The following is a 15,229-nucleotide window of genomic DNA, read 5'->3' on the forward strand; positions in this document are numbered from 1 at the left end:
CGCCCGTCCAGCCGGTCATGCCCGGGCAGCCCGCCGGCCCCGGCCAGGCGCCCGGCCAGCAGATCCCGCCCGCCGACCTCGTCCGCCGCAACCAGCACGGCGACGCGCTGGCCCGCCGGGTCGGGCGCGGCGTCCTGAAGGCGGTCGGCGGCGGCGCCCGCGAGGCCCGGCTGCTGGCCGCGTTCGCCGAGCTGATGCAGCGGTCGGTGGCCAGCTCCCGGCAGATCGCGGTGGCGAGCGTGCGCGGCGGCGCGGGCAAGACGACGATGGCGGCGCTGGTCGCGACGGAGCTGGCCCGGCACCGCACCGACCGGGTGCTGGCCGCCGACGCCGACGCCGAGCTGGGGTCGCTGCCGCTGCGGCTCGGCGTCCGCTCTCAGCTGTCGCTGTTCGACCTGGCCGGGCAGAAGCCGCAGTCGTTCGAGGAGGCGGCGCGGTTCCTCACCCGCACGCCCGACGGGCTGTGGGTGCTGTCGTCCACGCGCGGCGGCCGGATCGCCGGCGAGTTCACCCTCGAGACGTTCGAGACGGCGCTGAGCGCGGTCAGCCGGTACGTCGCGGCGACGGTCGTCGACTGCGGCGCCGGCATCCTCACCGAGGTCAACCGCGGCGTCATCGCCGGTTCGCACGGCCTGGTGCTGGTGACGCCCGGGACGGTCGACGGGGCGCTGAGCGCGCGCGGGGCGCTGGAGTGGTTCGTCTCCAACGACCAGCAGGACGTGCTGCGCCGCACCGTGATCGCGATGGTGTCGCACGCCCCGCAGGTCGGCGCGGACCTGCAGCGCGCCCACCAGATGCTCACCGCGTGGGGGCTGCCCGTGGTGGCGGTGCCCTACGACCGGCATCTGGCCACCGGCAGCTCGCTCGACCTCGGCCGCGTGTCGGCCGCCGCGCGGATGGCGGGGATCCAGGTGGTGCACGAGGTGTTCGCCCGTTCGCTCGGCGCGGGGGTGGCCCGATGAGCAGTGACCTGGTCGCGCTGGTGCGCCGCCGCCCCGACGTGCACGCCGTCGCCGACGGCATGATCGCGATGGGGGAGCCGCTGGAGCTGCGCGGCGGCGAGCCGGAGCCGACGCTGCTGTACGACGCGGAGGGCCGGCTGCTCGTCGCGATCGAGGACCCGGTGCAGGTGTCGGTGCAGGGCGAGATCGGCCGGCTGCTGGGCGCGGAGTTCGCGGCCCGGGTCGTCGCGCCGGTCTGGTGGGTGGACATCCGCGCGGTCGCCGACGTGCCGGACGCGCCGCGCGTCGCCCGCACGTTCGCCGACTCGCTGGTGCACTGGCTCGGCGGGACGGTGTACCCGGACGGGGAGAGCGACGCCCCGGCGCAGAGCTGGAAGGCGTCCGGCGAGGGCGGCGGCGCCGCGGCGGAGGTCCCCGGAAACCCGCAGAACGCCCCGGACGGCGCCGCCTACCAGGGCGGCGTCATCGGCGGCTGACCCCGCGCGCATTGCGGATAGGTCGCGTCAGGACCAGTCGCGGGTCAGGTCGAGGTCCCACGGCACCAGGTTCCACGGGCTGCGCCGCTCGGCGGCGAGGTGTTCGACGAGCCGGTCGTACTCCGCCTGGGCCCGGCCGCCGCCGCCCGACCACAGCAGCCGTCCCTGCAGGTAGCAGGTCGCCATGTCGTGCCAGGACGTGTAGCGGCGCTGGATGTCCAGGGCGAGGGGCAGCATCCGCTCCCAGCAGTACTCCTCGGTGAGCCAGCCGACCATGTGGCCCCACCGGTACAGCATCAGCGCCCGCGCGTAGTCCCAGATCAGGAACCGGCCGACGTTGGCGCGCAGGTCCGGGTCGGCGAGCGCCTCCAGCCGGTGCAGCTCCTCGGCGGCGTGGCCGCGGTCGTTGAACAGCCGGTGCAGGAACTGGGCGAGCTCCGCGCCCTCCTCGCTGGCGTCGGCGCCGGGCTCGTCGCGCAGCAGCGGCGGGACGAGCTTGGCGTACGCGGCGCCCTCGTCCCCGTACCGGACCCGGACCAGCTCGATGAGCCGCTCCACGAACGGCGGCTCCAGCCGGTCGGCGGCGATGAGGCCGTCGACCTCGCGGAGCAGCGCGGCGTAGCGGTCCCGCGGCTCGGGCGGGCGGGCGGCGAGCTCGGCGTCCATGGTGAAGTCGGCGCGGTGGCCCTCCTGGACGAGCCAGTTCACCGCGGCGAGCAGCTGCTCCAGGTCGTAGGCGCCCCACGGTTCGCGCAGCAGCTCCTGCGCGGTGCGCCGGTCGGCGGCCGCGGCGGACTCGCCGGGCGCGGTGCCGAGCCGGTCCAGCCGGAACCCGTTGATCGCGCCGTAGGGGGCGCCCGCGCCGATGATCCAGCGCTGCACCGGGGTGAGGTCGCTGCCGTGGGTGAGGACGCCGGGCAGGTCCGGCGCGGAGATCAGCTCCCAGAGCCGCCGCTGGAACTCCTCGGCCTGCCGCTCCTCGCTGTCGAAGAACCCGGCGAGCTGCTTGCGCAGCGACGGGTGCCGGACGTACAGGCGGCGGAAGAACCGGCCGTTCTTCCACACCAGGTGCTCGGGGCGCAGGTCGTCGAACGGGACGCGGGTCCGCCGGTGCACCATCGCCTGCTCGGTGAACCGCAGCTCCAGCTCGGGCCAGAGCGCGGGCAGCGGCGTGAACCGCAGCGCCAGCAGGAAGGCCAGGACGAGCGCGACCATCACGGCGCCCGGGGCGAGCGCCCACGTCGCGGCGTCGCGCAGCCCGGTGAGCGACAGCAGGGCGCCGAACAGCAGCAGCACGACGCCGGCGGCCGCGCAGGACAGGAACCATCCGGTGGTCAGGACGAGTGAGCCCTCGATCCGCAGGACGGCCTCGTCGTCGTCGAACTCCAGCGCGCCCTCGGCGAGCGTCCCCTCGACGGCCCGCTCGAGCGCGCCGAGCTGGCCGTCCGGTTCCATGAGGGGGACGCTACCTCATCCCTTACGGGTAGATCATCGGCTCTGTGCCCCATATGCGGTGGCCAGGGCGTGGAAGGCCGCTTTCGGACGCCACGTGCCGTCCGGCGCCGTCGCGACCAGCCCGTAGGAGGCCATGTCGAGGTCGCGGGCCGGGTCGCCGGGGACGTGCGGGAGGCCGAACCCGGCGAAGGTGAACCAGAACGCGCCGTCGACGCCCTCGGCCTCGAAGACGTCCAGCAGCTCGCGCATGTACCGGACCTGCTCCTGCTCGTCGCGGACGTAGGCGCCGTCCAGCCGGGGCGGTTCGGCGTCCCGGTCGACGATCATCCAGCCGGTGCCGCCGCGGTCGCCGGCGCCCGCGTAGGTGCAGCAGCCGAACTCGGTGATCGCGACGGGCTTGCCGTGCCGGAAGTGGCCGCGCAGCCATTCGCGGTAGTGCGCCGCGTTCTCGGCGGACCGGTAGCCGTCGATGGACACCAGGTCGAACGGCCCCCAGTCCAGGTCCTCCCAGGGGCCGGACGCGTAGGTGACCCGCCCGGCGAACCGCTTCCGGACCGCCGCGACCGTCTCGGCGAAGAACGCGTTGACGCGGCCCGGGACGTCGCCCATCGCGGCGTACACCGCCGGGTCGCCGGACATGATCGCCTGGATCCGGGCGTACACGTCGTCGCCGGGCACGAACCCCTGAGCGAACAGGCTGACCTCGCAGCCCGTCACCAGGACGACCTCGGCGCCCCCGCGCCGGATCGCCTCGGCGCGGTCCGCGCAGTCGGCGAACAGCGCGGCCATCTCGTCCGGCGGCAGCTCGCAGGGGAACGGCGCGAACCACACCTCCAGGCCGGCGGCCGCGGCCTCCTCGGCGGCGGCGCCGAGCCGGTCCGGGTCGCCCCCGCTGACCCGGACGGCGGTGCAGTGCAGGTCGCCGGCGATGGCGCGCATGTCGCGCCGGACGTCCGCCCGGTCGAAGCCGGGGCGGCTGTCCCGGCCGCCGGGGAAGAAGCCGGTGTCGTAGTTGATGCCTCGCGCTCGCATGGCCTTCTCTCTCTCCGATCCGGGGGTGGTCAGGCCGCGACGGGCGCGGACGCGGGTGCGGGCCGCCGGTGCGCCGCGCGCACCTCGGCGTCGAGCAGTTCCTTCATCGGCTCGGTCGCGGTGCCGCTCGCCATGGCGCCGACGCCGATCGCGCCGACGAGCATCACCGCGCCGAGCCAGGCCATCGTCTCGACGGGGACGGTGTACGCGCCGACGATGCGCGCGGCGCATTCGGCGAGCAGCGCGGCGCCCCACACCGCGCTGAACCGGCGCTCCAGCCCGCGGAACCGGCCGCCGCCGACGCTCAGCCGGTCCCAGGCCGCCTCCCGGGCCGCGTCGTCCCTGGTCAGGAAGGGCTTCAGCCCGGCGCTCATCAGGGGCCGCGCCCCGAACGCCGACACCAGGACCGACAGCCCGATCACGCTGCTGATCCCGGAGTCCTTGGCGATCATCAGGCGGGGGTCGCCGCTGAGGAAGCTGAGCGCGATGCCCGCGACGTTCACGGCCAGCATCAGCGCGGCGAGCCCGTTGACGGTCCGGTCGCGGGCGGCGCCCGCGACGGTCCGCACGGCCGGGACCACGCTGCTCAGCGCCAGCGACGCCACCAGGTCGAGGCCGAACGCCTTGTGGGCGAGGTAGTAGACGCCGAGCGGGACGGCCACGTCCACGGCCAGCGGCGCCAGGACCCTGACGGCCTGCCGTCGTGCTGCGGCGCCGGCCTGCTGCTCGGTGCCGGCCTGCCGCTCCGCGTCCGTCGTCTGGATCACCATCGGGCCCTCCTGCGGTCCTCGCTTGCGGTGATCCCAGCTTCGCGGGGACCGGGCCCGGCCCGGCAGAGCCGTCCGTCCACGCTTGGCCAGGACGAATGTCACCGGCTCGGGTGGGTCAGGCGGACTGGAGGTGCTGCATGAGGAGGCTGTGGCGCTGCCAGCCGTCCTGGGAGCGGCCGTCGCCCAGCGGGAACATCGTCAGCGGCTGGCGCGGCGGGCCGACCTGCTGCCCGGGGATGCCGTTCGGGCCGCCGACGGTGCCCGCGACGGCCAGCGCGACCGGGGCGGGCGCGCCCGTCCAGCGCGGCTCGGTGGTGAGGTCGGCGCGGCCGGGGGTGAGCTGCACGAACAGCGACGCGACGGGCTGGTCGGCGGCGAGCGCCCCGACCAGCGACCCGAGGTGCTGCAGCGGCGGCGGGTCCTCCGGGCCGTACCCGACGGTGACGGTGCTGACCTCGGCGACGCCGCCGCCCTCGGTCGCGGTGAAGTCGCAGATCGCCTGGGCGGGGCGCGGGCCGTCGCCGCCGACGAGCAGCCGGGCGGTGGACCGGCCGCGGGCGTACTCGGTGAGCCGGTCGGGCCGCCACGGGTGCTCCAGCGGCTCGGCGGGGCCGAGCCCGGCGGGCAGCTTGCCCGTGGTCAGCTGCAGCAGCCGCTCGACCGGCCCGCCGAGGTGCCCGTCGGCGCCGTGCCGGATCCGGTAGACGAGGGTGAGCTGCGAGCCGATCGGGGCGGTCGGGCGGGTGGTGAACCCGGCCGCGTAGTCGCGCGCCTCCGGGACCGGCACGAACATCGCGCCGCCCCACTTCAGCGGGCGGCCGGTGAGGCCCTCGTAGTAGCCGTCGCCGTCGCGGACGACCCACTGCAGCTCGGCGCCGGACGCGGCGCTGCGCAGCGGCAGCGTCAGCCGGGAGCCGAGCGGCGTGACCAGCTGCAGGGTGCGGCCGGTGGCGGCGCATTCGCCGAGGGCCCGGTTCAGCCAGGCGCTCAGCGCGACGACCGGGCGGTCCTGCAGCACGACCATGGCCTGGTCGGTCAGCGCGTCTACGATGCTCATCTTCACCGGAGTCTAGTCACCTCGCCGGCGCGTTCCGGGCGGGCGCGGCCCCTCCGCGCGGGGGCGCGCGGCCCGTCCCGGCCGAGTTTTCCGTGACGGGGGTGACCGGTGTCCAATCTGTGCTGAAATGTTACGGATGCAGCGAGCCGCCGCCTCACCGCCGCCGGTGTACTACAGCGCCCCATCGCCGCCGGAACCGCCGGTGCGGCGGGGGCGCCTGTGGCGCGTGCTCGGCTGGGTGTCGATCGCCATGTCGGTGGTCCTCGTCGGCGGCAGCCTCACCGCGTACGGGTTCTGGCGGCGGCTGGACGGCCAGATCCACCGCGAGAAGGTCGACGACAAGCTCGGCGCGAACCGCCCCGCGAAGCTCAACGACTCCATCAACATCCTGCTGATGGGGTCCGACAGCCGGCAGGGCGCCAACGCCCAGTACGGCACCGAGCAGGGCGAGCGGTCCGACACCACGATCCTGCTGCACATCTCGCCCGGCGGCGCCGGCGCGATCGGCATCAGCTTCCCGCGCGACTCGATGGTCCAGATGCCGAGCTGCAAGAAGTCGAACGGCACCACCGTCCCGGCCCAGTTCGGCATGATCAACGCCGCGTTCTCCAACGCCGGCCCCGCCTGCACCTGGCGCACCATCGAGTCGCTCACCAAGATCCACATCGACCACTTCGTCGAGGTGGACTTCGCCGGCTTCAAGCAGGTCGTGGACGCCCTCGGCGGCGTCGAGATCTGCGTCCCGAAGCCCATCAACGACCCGAAGGCCGAGCTGCACCTCAAGGCGGGCAAGCAGGTCGTGCACGGCGCCGAGGCGCTCGGCTACGTCCGCACCCGCTACGTCCTCGGCGACGGCTCCGACCTCGACCGGATCAAGCGGCAGCAGGCGTTCATGGCCTCGGTCGTCAAGAAGGCCACCGACAAGGGGATGCTCACCGACCCGGGCCGCACCTACTCGTTCCTGTCCGCCACCACCAAGTCGATCAAGGCGGACGACAAGCTGACGCTGTCGGTGATGGAGAAGCTGGCGAGCGGCCTGAAGGGGATGAGCGCCGGGAAGGTCCGGTTCGTCACCGTGCCGACGATGGCGTACCCGAAGGACAAGAACCGGGTCCAGTTCAACCAGGCGCTCGCCGAGCCGCTGTTCCAGGCGATCCGGGAGGACAACACCCCGCCCGAGCCCGCCCCGACCCCGGTGCCCGCGCAGCAGAAGGTCCAGCCCGTCCCGCCCGCCCAGGTCCGGATCGGCGTCTTCAACGGCACCGCCGAGCACGGCCTCGCCCAGCGCACCGCCGACCAGCTCACCGAGCGCGGCTTCAAGGTCGTCAAGGTCGGCACCGTCAAGGCGGCGGCCAAGACCCGGATCCTGTACGGCGCCGGCGCCGAGCGGCAGGCGGCGCGGGCCGCGATCGCGGTCCCCGGCCACCCGCCCGCCCTCTCGGCCAAGGCCAAGCCCGGCTACGTCTACCTGATCATCGGCAAGGACGGCGCGAAGCTGAGCGGCGGCGGCCCGGCGCTGCCGAAGGTGGCCGGCGAGATCCGCGCCGACCGCGACGTATGCGCGCAGACCTGACCGGGACGCGCCGGATCGGCCGCCGCCGGACCGCTGCGGGCACGTTCCATCGTCAGATGTTCCACCACACCGGTATCTTGGCGGCGCGCAACCATCAACCACACCAAAGCGTCACATGAACGACGGCGCCTCCGCCCGCCCCCCGTCCCAGCCCCCCGTCCCCGACCGCCCGACCACCCCCTGAGGAGCCACGCCTCCCCCGCGGCTCGCGCTCCTACGGCCGTCACGGCCCCACCCGGAAACGGACCGATGCAGCCCGAACCCTTCACCCTTCTGATGACCGTCTATGGCGGTGACCGGGAAGAGTACGTCCGGGACGCCTTCCGCAGCGCCGTCGACGACCAGACGCTCCGCCCCGACCAGGTGGTGCTGGTCCAGGACGGCCCGGTCCCGCCGGAGCTGCTGGCCGCGCTGAAGGAGCTCGTGGCGGGCAGCCCGGTCGAGGTGACGTTCGTGCCGCTGGAGGTCAACCGCGGGCTCGGCCCGGCGCTGGACGCGGGGCTGCAGGCCGCCCGGCACGACATCGTCGCCCGGATGGACGCCGACGACATCGCGATGCCGCACCGCTTCGAGCTGCAGGTCCCGCTGGTGCGGTCGGGCGCCGACCTGGTCGGCGCCGGGCTGCTGGAGTTCGGCCGCGACACCGCCGACGTCGTCGGCCGCCGCATCCCGCCGAGCGACCCCACCGACATCGTCCGCTACTCGCGGCTGCACGACCCGTTCAACCATCCGACGGTCGTCTACCGGCGCAGCGCCGTCATCGCCGCAGGCGGCTACGGCGACCTGCCGCTGATGGAGGACTACTGGCTGTTCGTCCGCATGATCGCCGCCGGCGCCCGGCTGGTGAACGTCGCCGAACCGCTCGTCTACTACCGCGTCGGCGACGGCGCCTACCACCGCCGCGGCGGCCGGGCGCTGCTCCGGTCCGAACTGCGGCTGCAGCGCGAGATGCTCTCCGAGGGCTTCATCTCGCGGCGCCAGTACGTGCGCAACGTCGTCGTCCGGGGCGGCTACCGCCTCGTCCCCACCGCGATCCGGCGCCCCTTCTACCGGACGTTCGTCGCCCCGTACGGCGCGCGCCGCAACGCGGCGAAGGCGGCCGAGGCGGCCCAGGCGGCCGCCGCGAACGCGGCGGCCCGGCTGCCCAGCCTGCCCGTCCCCGACCCCACCGTGACCCTCCGCGACCCGGTCGCGTCCGCCCCCGACCCGACGATGACCGTCCCGGAGACGTCGGCGTACCGGCCGCGGCACGCCCGCCCCGAGGACGACGTCCAGACCGGCTACGACATCTGGCCGGGCTACGGCTCGCACGACCCGGCCGCCGCCGACCCCCGCGAAGGCTGACCCCGCGAAGGCCGGCCCGGCGCCGGACGTCGGCGCCGGGCCTGCGGCGCGCCGTCACTTGGCGGGACGGCTCCACAGGACGGGCTGCTGCACGCTCCCGTCGGCGGTGGAGCCGACGCCGAGGATCCGGCCCCCGACCGCGGCCAGCCCGGTGATCTGCTGCCGCCCGCCGCCCGACAGGCCCTTGCCGGACGGGGCGGACACCGTCCAGGACGACCCGTCCGCCGAACGCCACGCCACCACGTCGTCCGCGCCCGCGGCGCCCGTCGTGCCCGCCGCCGAGAACCCCGCCCCGGTCGCGGTCAACGCCGTCACCTGCGCGTTCTTCGCGCCGTCCGGCAGCGGCAGCGGCACCGCCCGCCAGGTGCGGCCGCCGTCGGCCGACAGGTAGCCGAGCACGATCGCGCCCGCCGCCGTCCGCCCGTTGCCGACCGCGACGAGGGTGTTCCCGCTCGCGCTGATCCGGGTCAGCGACCCGCTCGTCGCGCCGGACGGCAGCGGCAGCTGCTTCAGCGTCCACTCCTTGCCGTCCTGCGAGGTCCACACGGCCGGGCGGCTGCTGGCCGCCGCCCGCGCGGCCGGGTCGCCGAGGCCGCCCGCGGCGGCGAAGCCGAACCCGCCCGCGGCCACCGAGCGCAGCCACCGGTTGGAGTTGCGCAGCGCCTCCAGCCCGCTGTCGCCGACGCCCTTGCCGCGCTCCCAGGTCTTCAGGTCGGCGGAGAACCAGATCGCGGCCGACGGCCCGTCCTCGCCGACGACGGCGTACCCGGCGGGCCCCGCCGCGGCGGCGTAGGTGGACAGCCGCGTCCTGCCGGGCTTGAACGCGTCGGCCCCGTCCGCCGCCTCCCAGCTCGCGCCGTCCGCGGACGTCACGACGAGCGGCTTGCGCCGCGTCCCCTGGTCGAAGCCGACCGCGAGCCAGCCCTGCTTCCCGGCGGCGACGTCGAACAGCCGCTGCGACCCCGGCCTCGCGAACGCGCCGCCGGACGCCTGCGCGGGCGTCCACGTCCGGCCGTCGCGGCTGGTCCAGGCGGCGGCCTCGCCGCCCGCGCTGCCCACCGCGACGGTGGTGCCGCCTCCGGTGGCCAGCGCGGTCACCGTGTGGTCGCGGCGCACCGCGCCCGGCACCTTCGCCACGTCGACCGGGACCTGCGCGCCCTTGTCGTCCAGGACGGTCAGCACGGCGTTCTGCTCGTCGCCGGCGTTCTCCGCGCCGACGACGACGCTCTGCGCGCCGGCCAGCGCGGCGGCCTGCAGCCTGCGGCCCTGATCGGTCGGCACCGAGCCGGCGTCCTGCCAGGTGCCGCCGTCCGTGCTGCGCGAGACGAGCAGGTCGCGGCCCCGCACCACCAGGGCGGCGAAGCCGCCGGAGTCGCCGATGATCTCCGACACGCGCCGGTAGCCGGACGCCTGCAGCTTGCCGGCCTGCGTCCAGGACTCGCCGTCCTTGGAGGTGAACGCCTGGCCGTAGCCCTTGACCTCGCGGATGGCGAGGAACCCGGCCTCCCCGCCGCCGACGACGAGGCCGCGGGTGCCCTTGGGCGCGGGCACCTCGACGCTCGTCCAGGTGCGGCCGCCGTCCTGCGAGCGGAAGGTCTTGCGGAACCGGACGGGCTTCTTCGGGTCGGGCGCGTTGAGGCCCTCCAGCAGCACGGTGTCGCCGGCGGCCGCGGCGGTCAGCAGCGACAGCTGCCCCTGCTTGTTCGGCAGGCCGATGGCGTCGCCGCTCTTGCCGCTCCAGCCCTGCCCGTCGGACGAGGTCCACAGGGCGGGTTCGGCGTCGCTGAAGTCGCCCTTGCGGGACGTGGCGCCGAGCGCCAGGAAGCCGCCGCCCGTGGCGATGACCTTGGCGACCCGGGTGTGGCCGGCGAACGGCTGCGCCGCCTGGTCGGGCTGCCGCTGCCAGGTCCTGCCGTCGGCGCTCGTCCACAGCGCGACGCCGCCGCTGCCGCGGCCGATGGCCACCCAGCCCTTGGCGCCGCCGGCGACCACCCGGGGCGCGTCGCCGTCCGCGGCGCCCTTCACCTCCGCGGAGGCGAAGGTACGGCCGCCGTCGGAGGACAGGAGGAACTCGCCGCGCGAGCCGTCGACCCCGGCCTCGGTGCCGACCGCGACGACGGTCGAGCCGGACGCCGCGACGTCGGTGAGGCTCTGGTCGAGCCCGTCCTTGGCGCCGGACCCGGCGGCGAACAGCGACCCGGCGAGCTTGACGCTCCCGTCCCCGCCGCCGTCCCCGCCGTCCCCGCCGCCCTTCTGGGTGACGAAGTAGAACCCGCCCGCCGCCACGACGGCGGCGGCCGCGAGCCCGGCGACGCCGATCAGGAGCGGCTTCTTGGACCGCTTGGCGCGGCCCGGCTTGGAACCGGGGCCGGTGCGCCAGGGCTCGTCGATCGGCGGGGGACCGGGCTGCGGGGCCACCGGCCCCGGCGGCGCGGCCTGCGGGCCGGGAAGCTGCTGGGACGGGACGCCCGGGATCTCCTGCGCGAAGGGGAACGGCTCCGGCGCGGCGGGCGCCGGCTTCGTGTCCGGAATCTCCTGTGCGTAGGGGAACGGCTCGGGTGCGGCGGGCGCCGGCTTGGTGTCCGGGATTTCCTGTGCGTAGGGGAACGGCTCCGGCGCGGGGGGCGCGGGCTTGGTGTCCGGGATCTCCTGCGCCCAGGGAAAGGGCTCGGGTGCCGGACGCGGCGCCGGAGGCTGCGGCTGCGCGGGCTGCGGCGCCGCCGGCCGGGCGGGCGCGGGAGGCAGGGCGGCGTGCGGGTTGCCGGGGATCTCCTGGGCCCACGGGAACGGCTCGGGCGCCGGTGGCGTTCCGGGGACGTCCTGGACGTAGGGGAACGGCGCCGGAGGCTGCACGATCGTCGCGGGCGGCTGCGCGGGCGGCTGCGCGGGCGGCTGGACGGGGGGCTGCGGCGGCGCCGGCGGCCTCTGCGCGCCGGGCCGCTCGACGCGGGTGACGTCCGCCTCGTCGTCCTCGTCCTCGCCACCGGCGGCCGCGCCGGTGTTCCCCAGCCAGGCGGACGCGTCCAGGACGGTCCGGTCGCCGATCGCCTCGCCGCCGCCCGGGCCGGTGCCGCCCGCCCCGGGCGTCGCGGCCTCGGCGGCTCCGGCGGCTCCGGGGAACGGCGGGAGCGGCGGGGGAGCGCCCTCCTCGCCCGTCCCGGCGCCGCCGCCCTGGCTCCCCGGGGAGAACACCTGGGTGCGCATCATGCCGCTGATGTCGATGTCGCTGACCGTCCGGTCGGACTCGTCGTCCGGCGGCTCGGGCAGCGGCTCCCCGAACGGCGGCGGCTGCTCGGCGGGCTCGGGCAGCAGCGGCGCCGCGCCGGACGGCCCCTGCTGGTTCAACCACTGCGGAGGCGGCGGCGCCTGCTCCGGCGGCCCGGCTTCGGGACGCCCGACCCCGCCCTGCCCGGGCTCGTGGCCGTCATCCTGCTTTCCGGTCGAAGTCACGCCCGCACTCCCAGCCTCGGACCAAGCACGCGTCGCCCGCGTGCCGGATGTTCGTGAGCGATGATAATGGCGCATCGCGGCCCGGCATCCGCCCGCGCGGTCACCCCGCCTTCAGCCGCCCGTCCATCCACTTCATGATCTTGGGTGTCAGCCGGGTGAAGGTGCCGAAGTTGTGGCCGCCATTGGCCGCGAACAGCGTGTCGACGCTCAGCGGCGGCTTGGCCAGCCCGATGAACCGCTGCTCCTGCCGGTACGCCTTCTCGACCTTGCTGGAGGCCAGCAGGATCGAGGCGGGCGGCGGCGGCAGGTGCTGCAGCCGCCAGATGAGGTCGTTGTCGTCGCGCACCTTCCGGCTGCCGGCGTACAGGTCGCCGGTCGTCGCGTCCTTGACGGCGTGGAGGTAGCCGCCGAGGGACGCGCCCGCGACGAACCGGTCGGAGTGCATCATCGCCAGCTTGACCGCGCAGTAGCCGCCGGTCGACTGCCCGATCACCCCCCAGCCGTGCTCGTCCGCCGCGAGCCGGTACGTCGCGCTCAGCGCCTTAGGGACGTCCTGGGAGAAGAACGCCAGGGACTGCGGGCCGCCGGGCACGTCGGTGCACTCGGTGTCGCGCGGCGGCGCCACCATCGTCCGGGTGATGACGTAGACCGTCGGCTGGATCGTTCCGTCGCGCATGTCCCGGGAGGCCAGCTTCACCATCGCCTGCCGCTCGATGATGCCGCGCGGGTCGCCGGGGTAGCCGGCCAGCACGAGCGCCACCGGGAACCGGCGGTCCTTGAACTGCGGCTGGAAGTACTGGGGCGGCAGGTAGACGAACGCCTGGACCTGCAGCCCGGTGCGCGCGCCGTGGATCGTCGTCTGCTCCAGCCGCCCGTCGCGGGCCGGGTCGCGCAGGCCCTGCTGGGCCGACAGCGGCGAGATGGTCCGGGCCAGCGGCCCGCCGGCCCAGGCGCCCTTGCCGGCGGCGGCGCCGTGCACGGCGACCGGCCCGTCCAGCCGCCCGAACAGGTCGCTCCAGCTGCTGTAGAAGACGAAGTAGGCGTTCATCGCGGTGACGAGCGCCAGCGTGATGAACAGCTGGCAGCCGACCAGCAGGCCGCCGCGGGCCGCCTGCGCGCCGAGCCCGCGGCCGGCGATCCTCGGCAGCGCCCACAGCGTCCCCGCCAGCGCCGCCACGGCGAGCAGGCAGACCAGGACGACGAACGCCCCGCCGGTCAGCTGCATGGATGTCGCTCCTCCCTGGCCGTGGCCCCCCGTGCGGCGGACCGGGGTCCCGGTCCGCTCACCCCGACCGTCCCGCGTTCACGCAGCCCTGGCCCGCGCAGTTCACGTAGGCGTGCAGGAGGTCGGACAGGTACCGCCGGCGGGGTTCGGGCAGCCGTCCGGCCGTGTTGTCCATCTCGTTGGGATCGCGCGTCAGGTCGTAGTACTCCCGCTCGCCGTCGGCGTACTCGACGTACAGGGCGTTCTGCGTGCGGATCGCGTTGTAGGTGGTCGGCGCGCCCGGCAGGGAGTCCTGCCGGTCCGGGTCCTGGGCGGAGAACGCCGGTTTGACGTGCTCGATCAGCGCGGCCTGCCGCCAGTCGGGCGGGACCCGGCCCTGCAGGAACGGGACGAGCGACCGGCCGTCGGCGCCCGCCGGGGCCGGGAGCCCGGCCAGGCCGAGCAGGGTGGGCGCGAGGTCGGTGTTCTGCGCGAACTGGGGGACGTGCCGGCCGGGGCCGATCCCGGGCCCGGTGAACACGAACGGGACGCGGATGTCGGTGTCGAACGCGGTCATCTTCCCCGCGGCCAGCCGGTGCTCGCCGAGGTGGAAGCCGTTGTCCGAGCCGAAGACGACGTAGGTCTCGCGGTCGATGCCGAGGGCGGTGAGCTCGCCGCGGATCCGGCCGATCATGTCGTTCACCGACTGCACCATGCGGACCCGCATCCGGAAGGTGTTGTCGATGTTCGCGATCACGCGCTTGCCGAGCTTCGGGTGCTTGCGCAGCCAGGTCGGCTTGTCGCGGACGTCCTTCTCGTTGAACGACGGCGAGCGCGGCGCCCGCAGGTGGGGGAACTTGCCGGCGTACTTGGGCGCCGGGACGAGCGGTCCGTGCGGCGCGAACGTCGCGATCTCCATGAAGAACGGCTTGCCCGAGCCGGCGGCGCGCTGCACGAAGTCGGCGCTCTTGTTCGCCAGGACGTCGGTCAGGTAGTCCTCGGGCTTGTGGCCGTAGGAGACGAGGCGCCCGTTCTCGTTGAGGTTGTAGTCGTACTCGGGGTAGCCGTTGCCGGCGGCGTACCACTCGTTCCAGCCCGGCGGCACGTACGGCTTGGTCCCGCCCTGCCGGTCGTTCGGCTCGTAGCCGTTCATGTACTTGCCGAGGAACGCGGTGTGGTAACCGCCCTTCTGCAGAGCGGGGCCGAACGAGTTCTGCTCGCCGCCGTTCTGCTCGAAGACCTTGTAGCCGCCGAGCGGCGGGAAGTTCGTGCGGACTCTGGTGTTGTGCGGGTAACGGCCCGTGAAGATGGTGGCCCGGGACGTGCAGCACAGCGAGTCGGCCATGAAGAAGTTGTCGAACGTGGTGCCGTCCTGCTGCATCTTCTGCACCTGCGGCATGTGCGCCACGAGGTTCCACGACAGGTCGTCGGTGAGCACGAAGATGATGTTCGGCTTGCGGGCGGGCGCGGCGGGCGCGGGGGAACGGCCCGCCTTCCCGGTGTCGCCGGAGCAGCCGGCGAGCGCGGCCGCGGCCGCGGCGGCCGTGAGGGCGAGCGCGAGACGGCGGCGGAGAGGGCCGGTGCGAGCGGGCGCAGCCGACCGTCCGCACCGTCGTTTTCGGATCAACGTCCGCCTCTCCTTGATCAGGGAACGTCCAGCAGGTTACCGGGCATTACGTGTGATCCGTGGGGGTCCCTGGTGGTTCGCGGGGCTTGGGGATTGTTGGCATCATGCGGGAGGGCGGAGGGGAGGCCGGGTGCGGATGCGGTCGATCCACCTCGCGTTACCGCTGGTGGGGAGCGTGGCGCTCGCCGTCGCCGCCGCCCTGGCCGTGCCCGCGCCGAGCGGCGCCGCGAAGCCCCGGGCGCCCGGCCGCACGGGCCCGCACGCGGGGACGGCGGCCCC

The 15,229-nt window shown here is 74.9% G+C and carries 11 protein-coding genes; 4 read left to right on the forward strand and 7 right to left on the reverse strand.

Annotated elements, in window-relative coordinates; all coding sequences use genetic code 11:
• Both F9B16_RS41275 and F9B16_RS41280 read left to right on the forward strand, forming a co-directional pair.
• A partial coding sequence (locus F9B16_RS41275; protein ID WP_225992399.1) for an AAA family ATPase occupies nt 1-962 on the forward strand: 962 nt, incomplete at its 5' end.
• Nucleotides 959-1,438, forward strand: a complete 480-nt coding sequence (locus F9B16_RS41280; protein ID WP_225992400.1) for a hypothetical protein — start codon at nt 959-961, stop codon at nt 1,436-1,438. The genes F9B16_RS41275 and F9B16_RS41280, both read left to right, overlap by 4 nt.
• A 27-nt stretch (nt 1,439-1,465) precedes the next feature.
• On the opposite strand, the gene F9B16_RS41285 is transcribed toward F9B16_RS41280, so the two are convergent.
• The 4 genes from F9B16_RS41285 to F9B16_RS41300 form a co-directional block, all read right to left on the reverse strand.
• The gene (locus F9B16_RS41285) at nt 1,466-2,893 is read right to left on the reverse strand and encodes a DUF1266 domain-containing protein (protein WP_151545712.1); all 1,428 of its coding nucleotides are present in this window, start codon (nt 2,891-2,893) and stop codon (nt 1,466-1,468) included.
• Nucleotides 2,894-2,926: 33 nt separating this feature from the next.
• Entirely contained in the window at nt 2,927-3,925 is a 999-nt protein-coding gene (locus F9B16_RS41290) for a hypothetical protein (RefSeq protein WP_151545713.1), read from the reverse strand.
• A gap of 29 nt (nt 3,926-3,954) precedes the next feature.
• Complete coding sequence (locus F9B16_RS41295) at nt 3,955-4,695, reverse strand: VC0807 family protein (protein ID WP_225992401.1); 741 nt, start codon at nt 4,693-4,695, stop codon at nt 3,955-3,957.
• 115 nt (nt 4,696-4,810) lie between these two features.
• Nucleotides 4,811-5,752, reverse strand: coding sequence for a DUF6177 family protein (locus F9B16_RS41300; protein WP_225992402.1), 942 nt, complete (start codon nt 5,750-5,752; stop codon nt 4,811-4,813).
• A 136-nt stretch (nt 5,753-5,888) separates the two neighbouring features.
• Between F9B16_RS41300 and F9B16_RS41305 the strand changes: the two genes are divergently transcribed.
• The gene (locus tag F9B16_RS41305) at nt 5,889-7,325 is read left to right on the forward strand and encodes an LCP family protein (protein ID WP_151545714.1); all 1,437 of its coding nucleotides are present in this window, start codon (nt 5,889-5,891) and stop codon (nt 7,323-7,325) included.
• A gap of 276 nt (nt 7,326-7,601) precedes the next feature.
• A complete protein-coding gene (locus F9B16_RS41310) occupies nt 7,602-8,669 on the forward strand; it encodes a glycosyltransferase (protein WP_225992403.1) in 1,068 nt (355 codons plus the stop codon).
• A 54-nt stretch (nt 8,670-8,723) separates the two neighbouring features.
• On the opposite strand, the gene F9B16_RS51645 is transcribed toward F9B16_RS41310, so the two are convergent.
• From F9B16_RS51645 to F9B16_RS41330, 3 genes are all read right to left on the reverse strand, one after another.
• A complete protein-coding gene (locus F9B16_RS51645) occupies nt 8,724-12,119 on the reverse strand; it encodes a hypothetical protein (protein WP_192809239.1) in 3,396 nt (1,131 codons plus the stop codon).
• Between the two features lie 100 nt (nt 12,120-12,219).
• The gene (locus F9B16_RS41325; protein WP_151545715.1) at nt 12,220-13,344 is read right to left on the reverse strand and encodes an alpha/beta hydrolase; all 1,125 of its coding nucleotides are present in this window, start codon (nt 13,342-13,344) and stop codon (nt 12,220-12,222) included.
• Between the two features lie 58 nt (nt 13,345-13,402).
• Nucleotides 13,403-14,950 carry a sulfatase family protein gene (locus tag F9B16_RS41330; protein WP_192809240.1) on the reverse strand — a complete coding sequence of 516 codons (1,548 nt, stop codon included), beginning with the start codon at nt 14,948-14,950 and terminating at the stop codon, nt 13,403-13,405.
• Nucleotides 14,951-15,229: the final 279 nt, after the last annotated feature.

The sequence above is a fragment of the Actinomadura montaniterrae genome, assembly GCF_008923365.1.
In the GTDB taxonomy this organism is placed as follows: Bacteria; Actinomycetota; Actinomycetes; order Streptosporangiales; family Streptosporangiaceae; genus Spirillospora; species Spirillospora montaniterrae.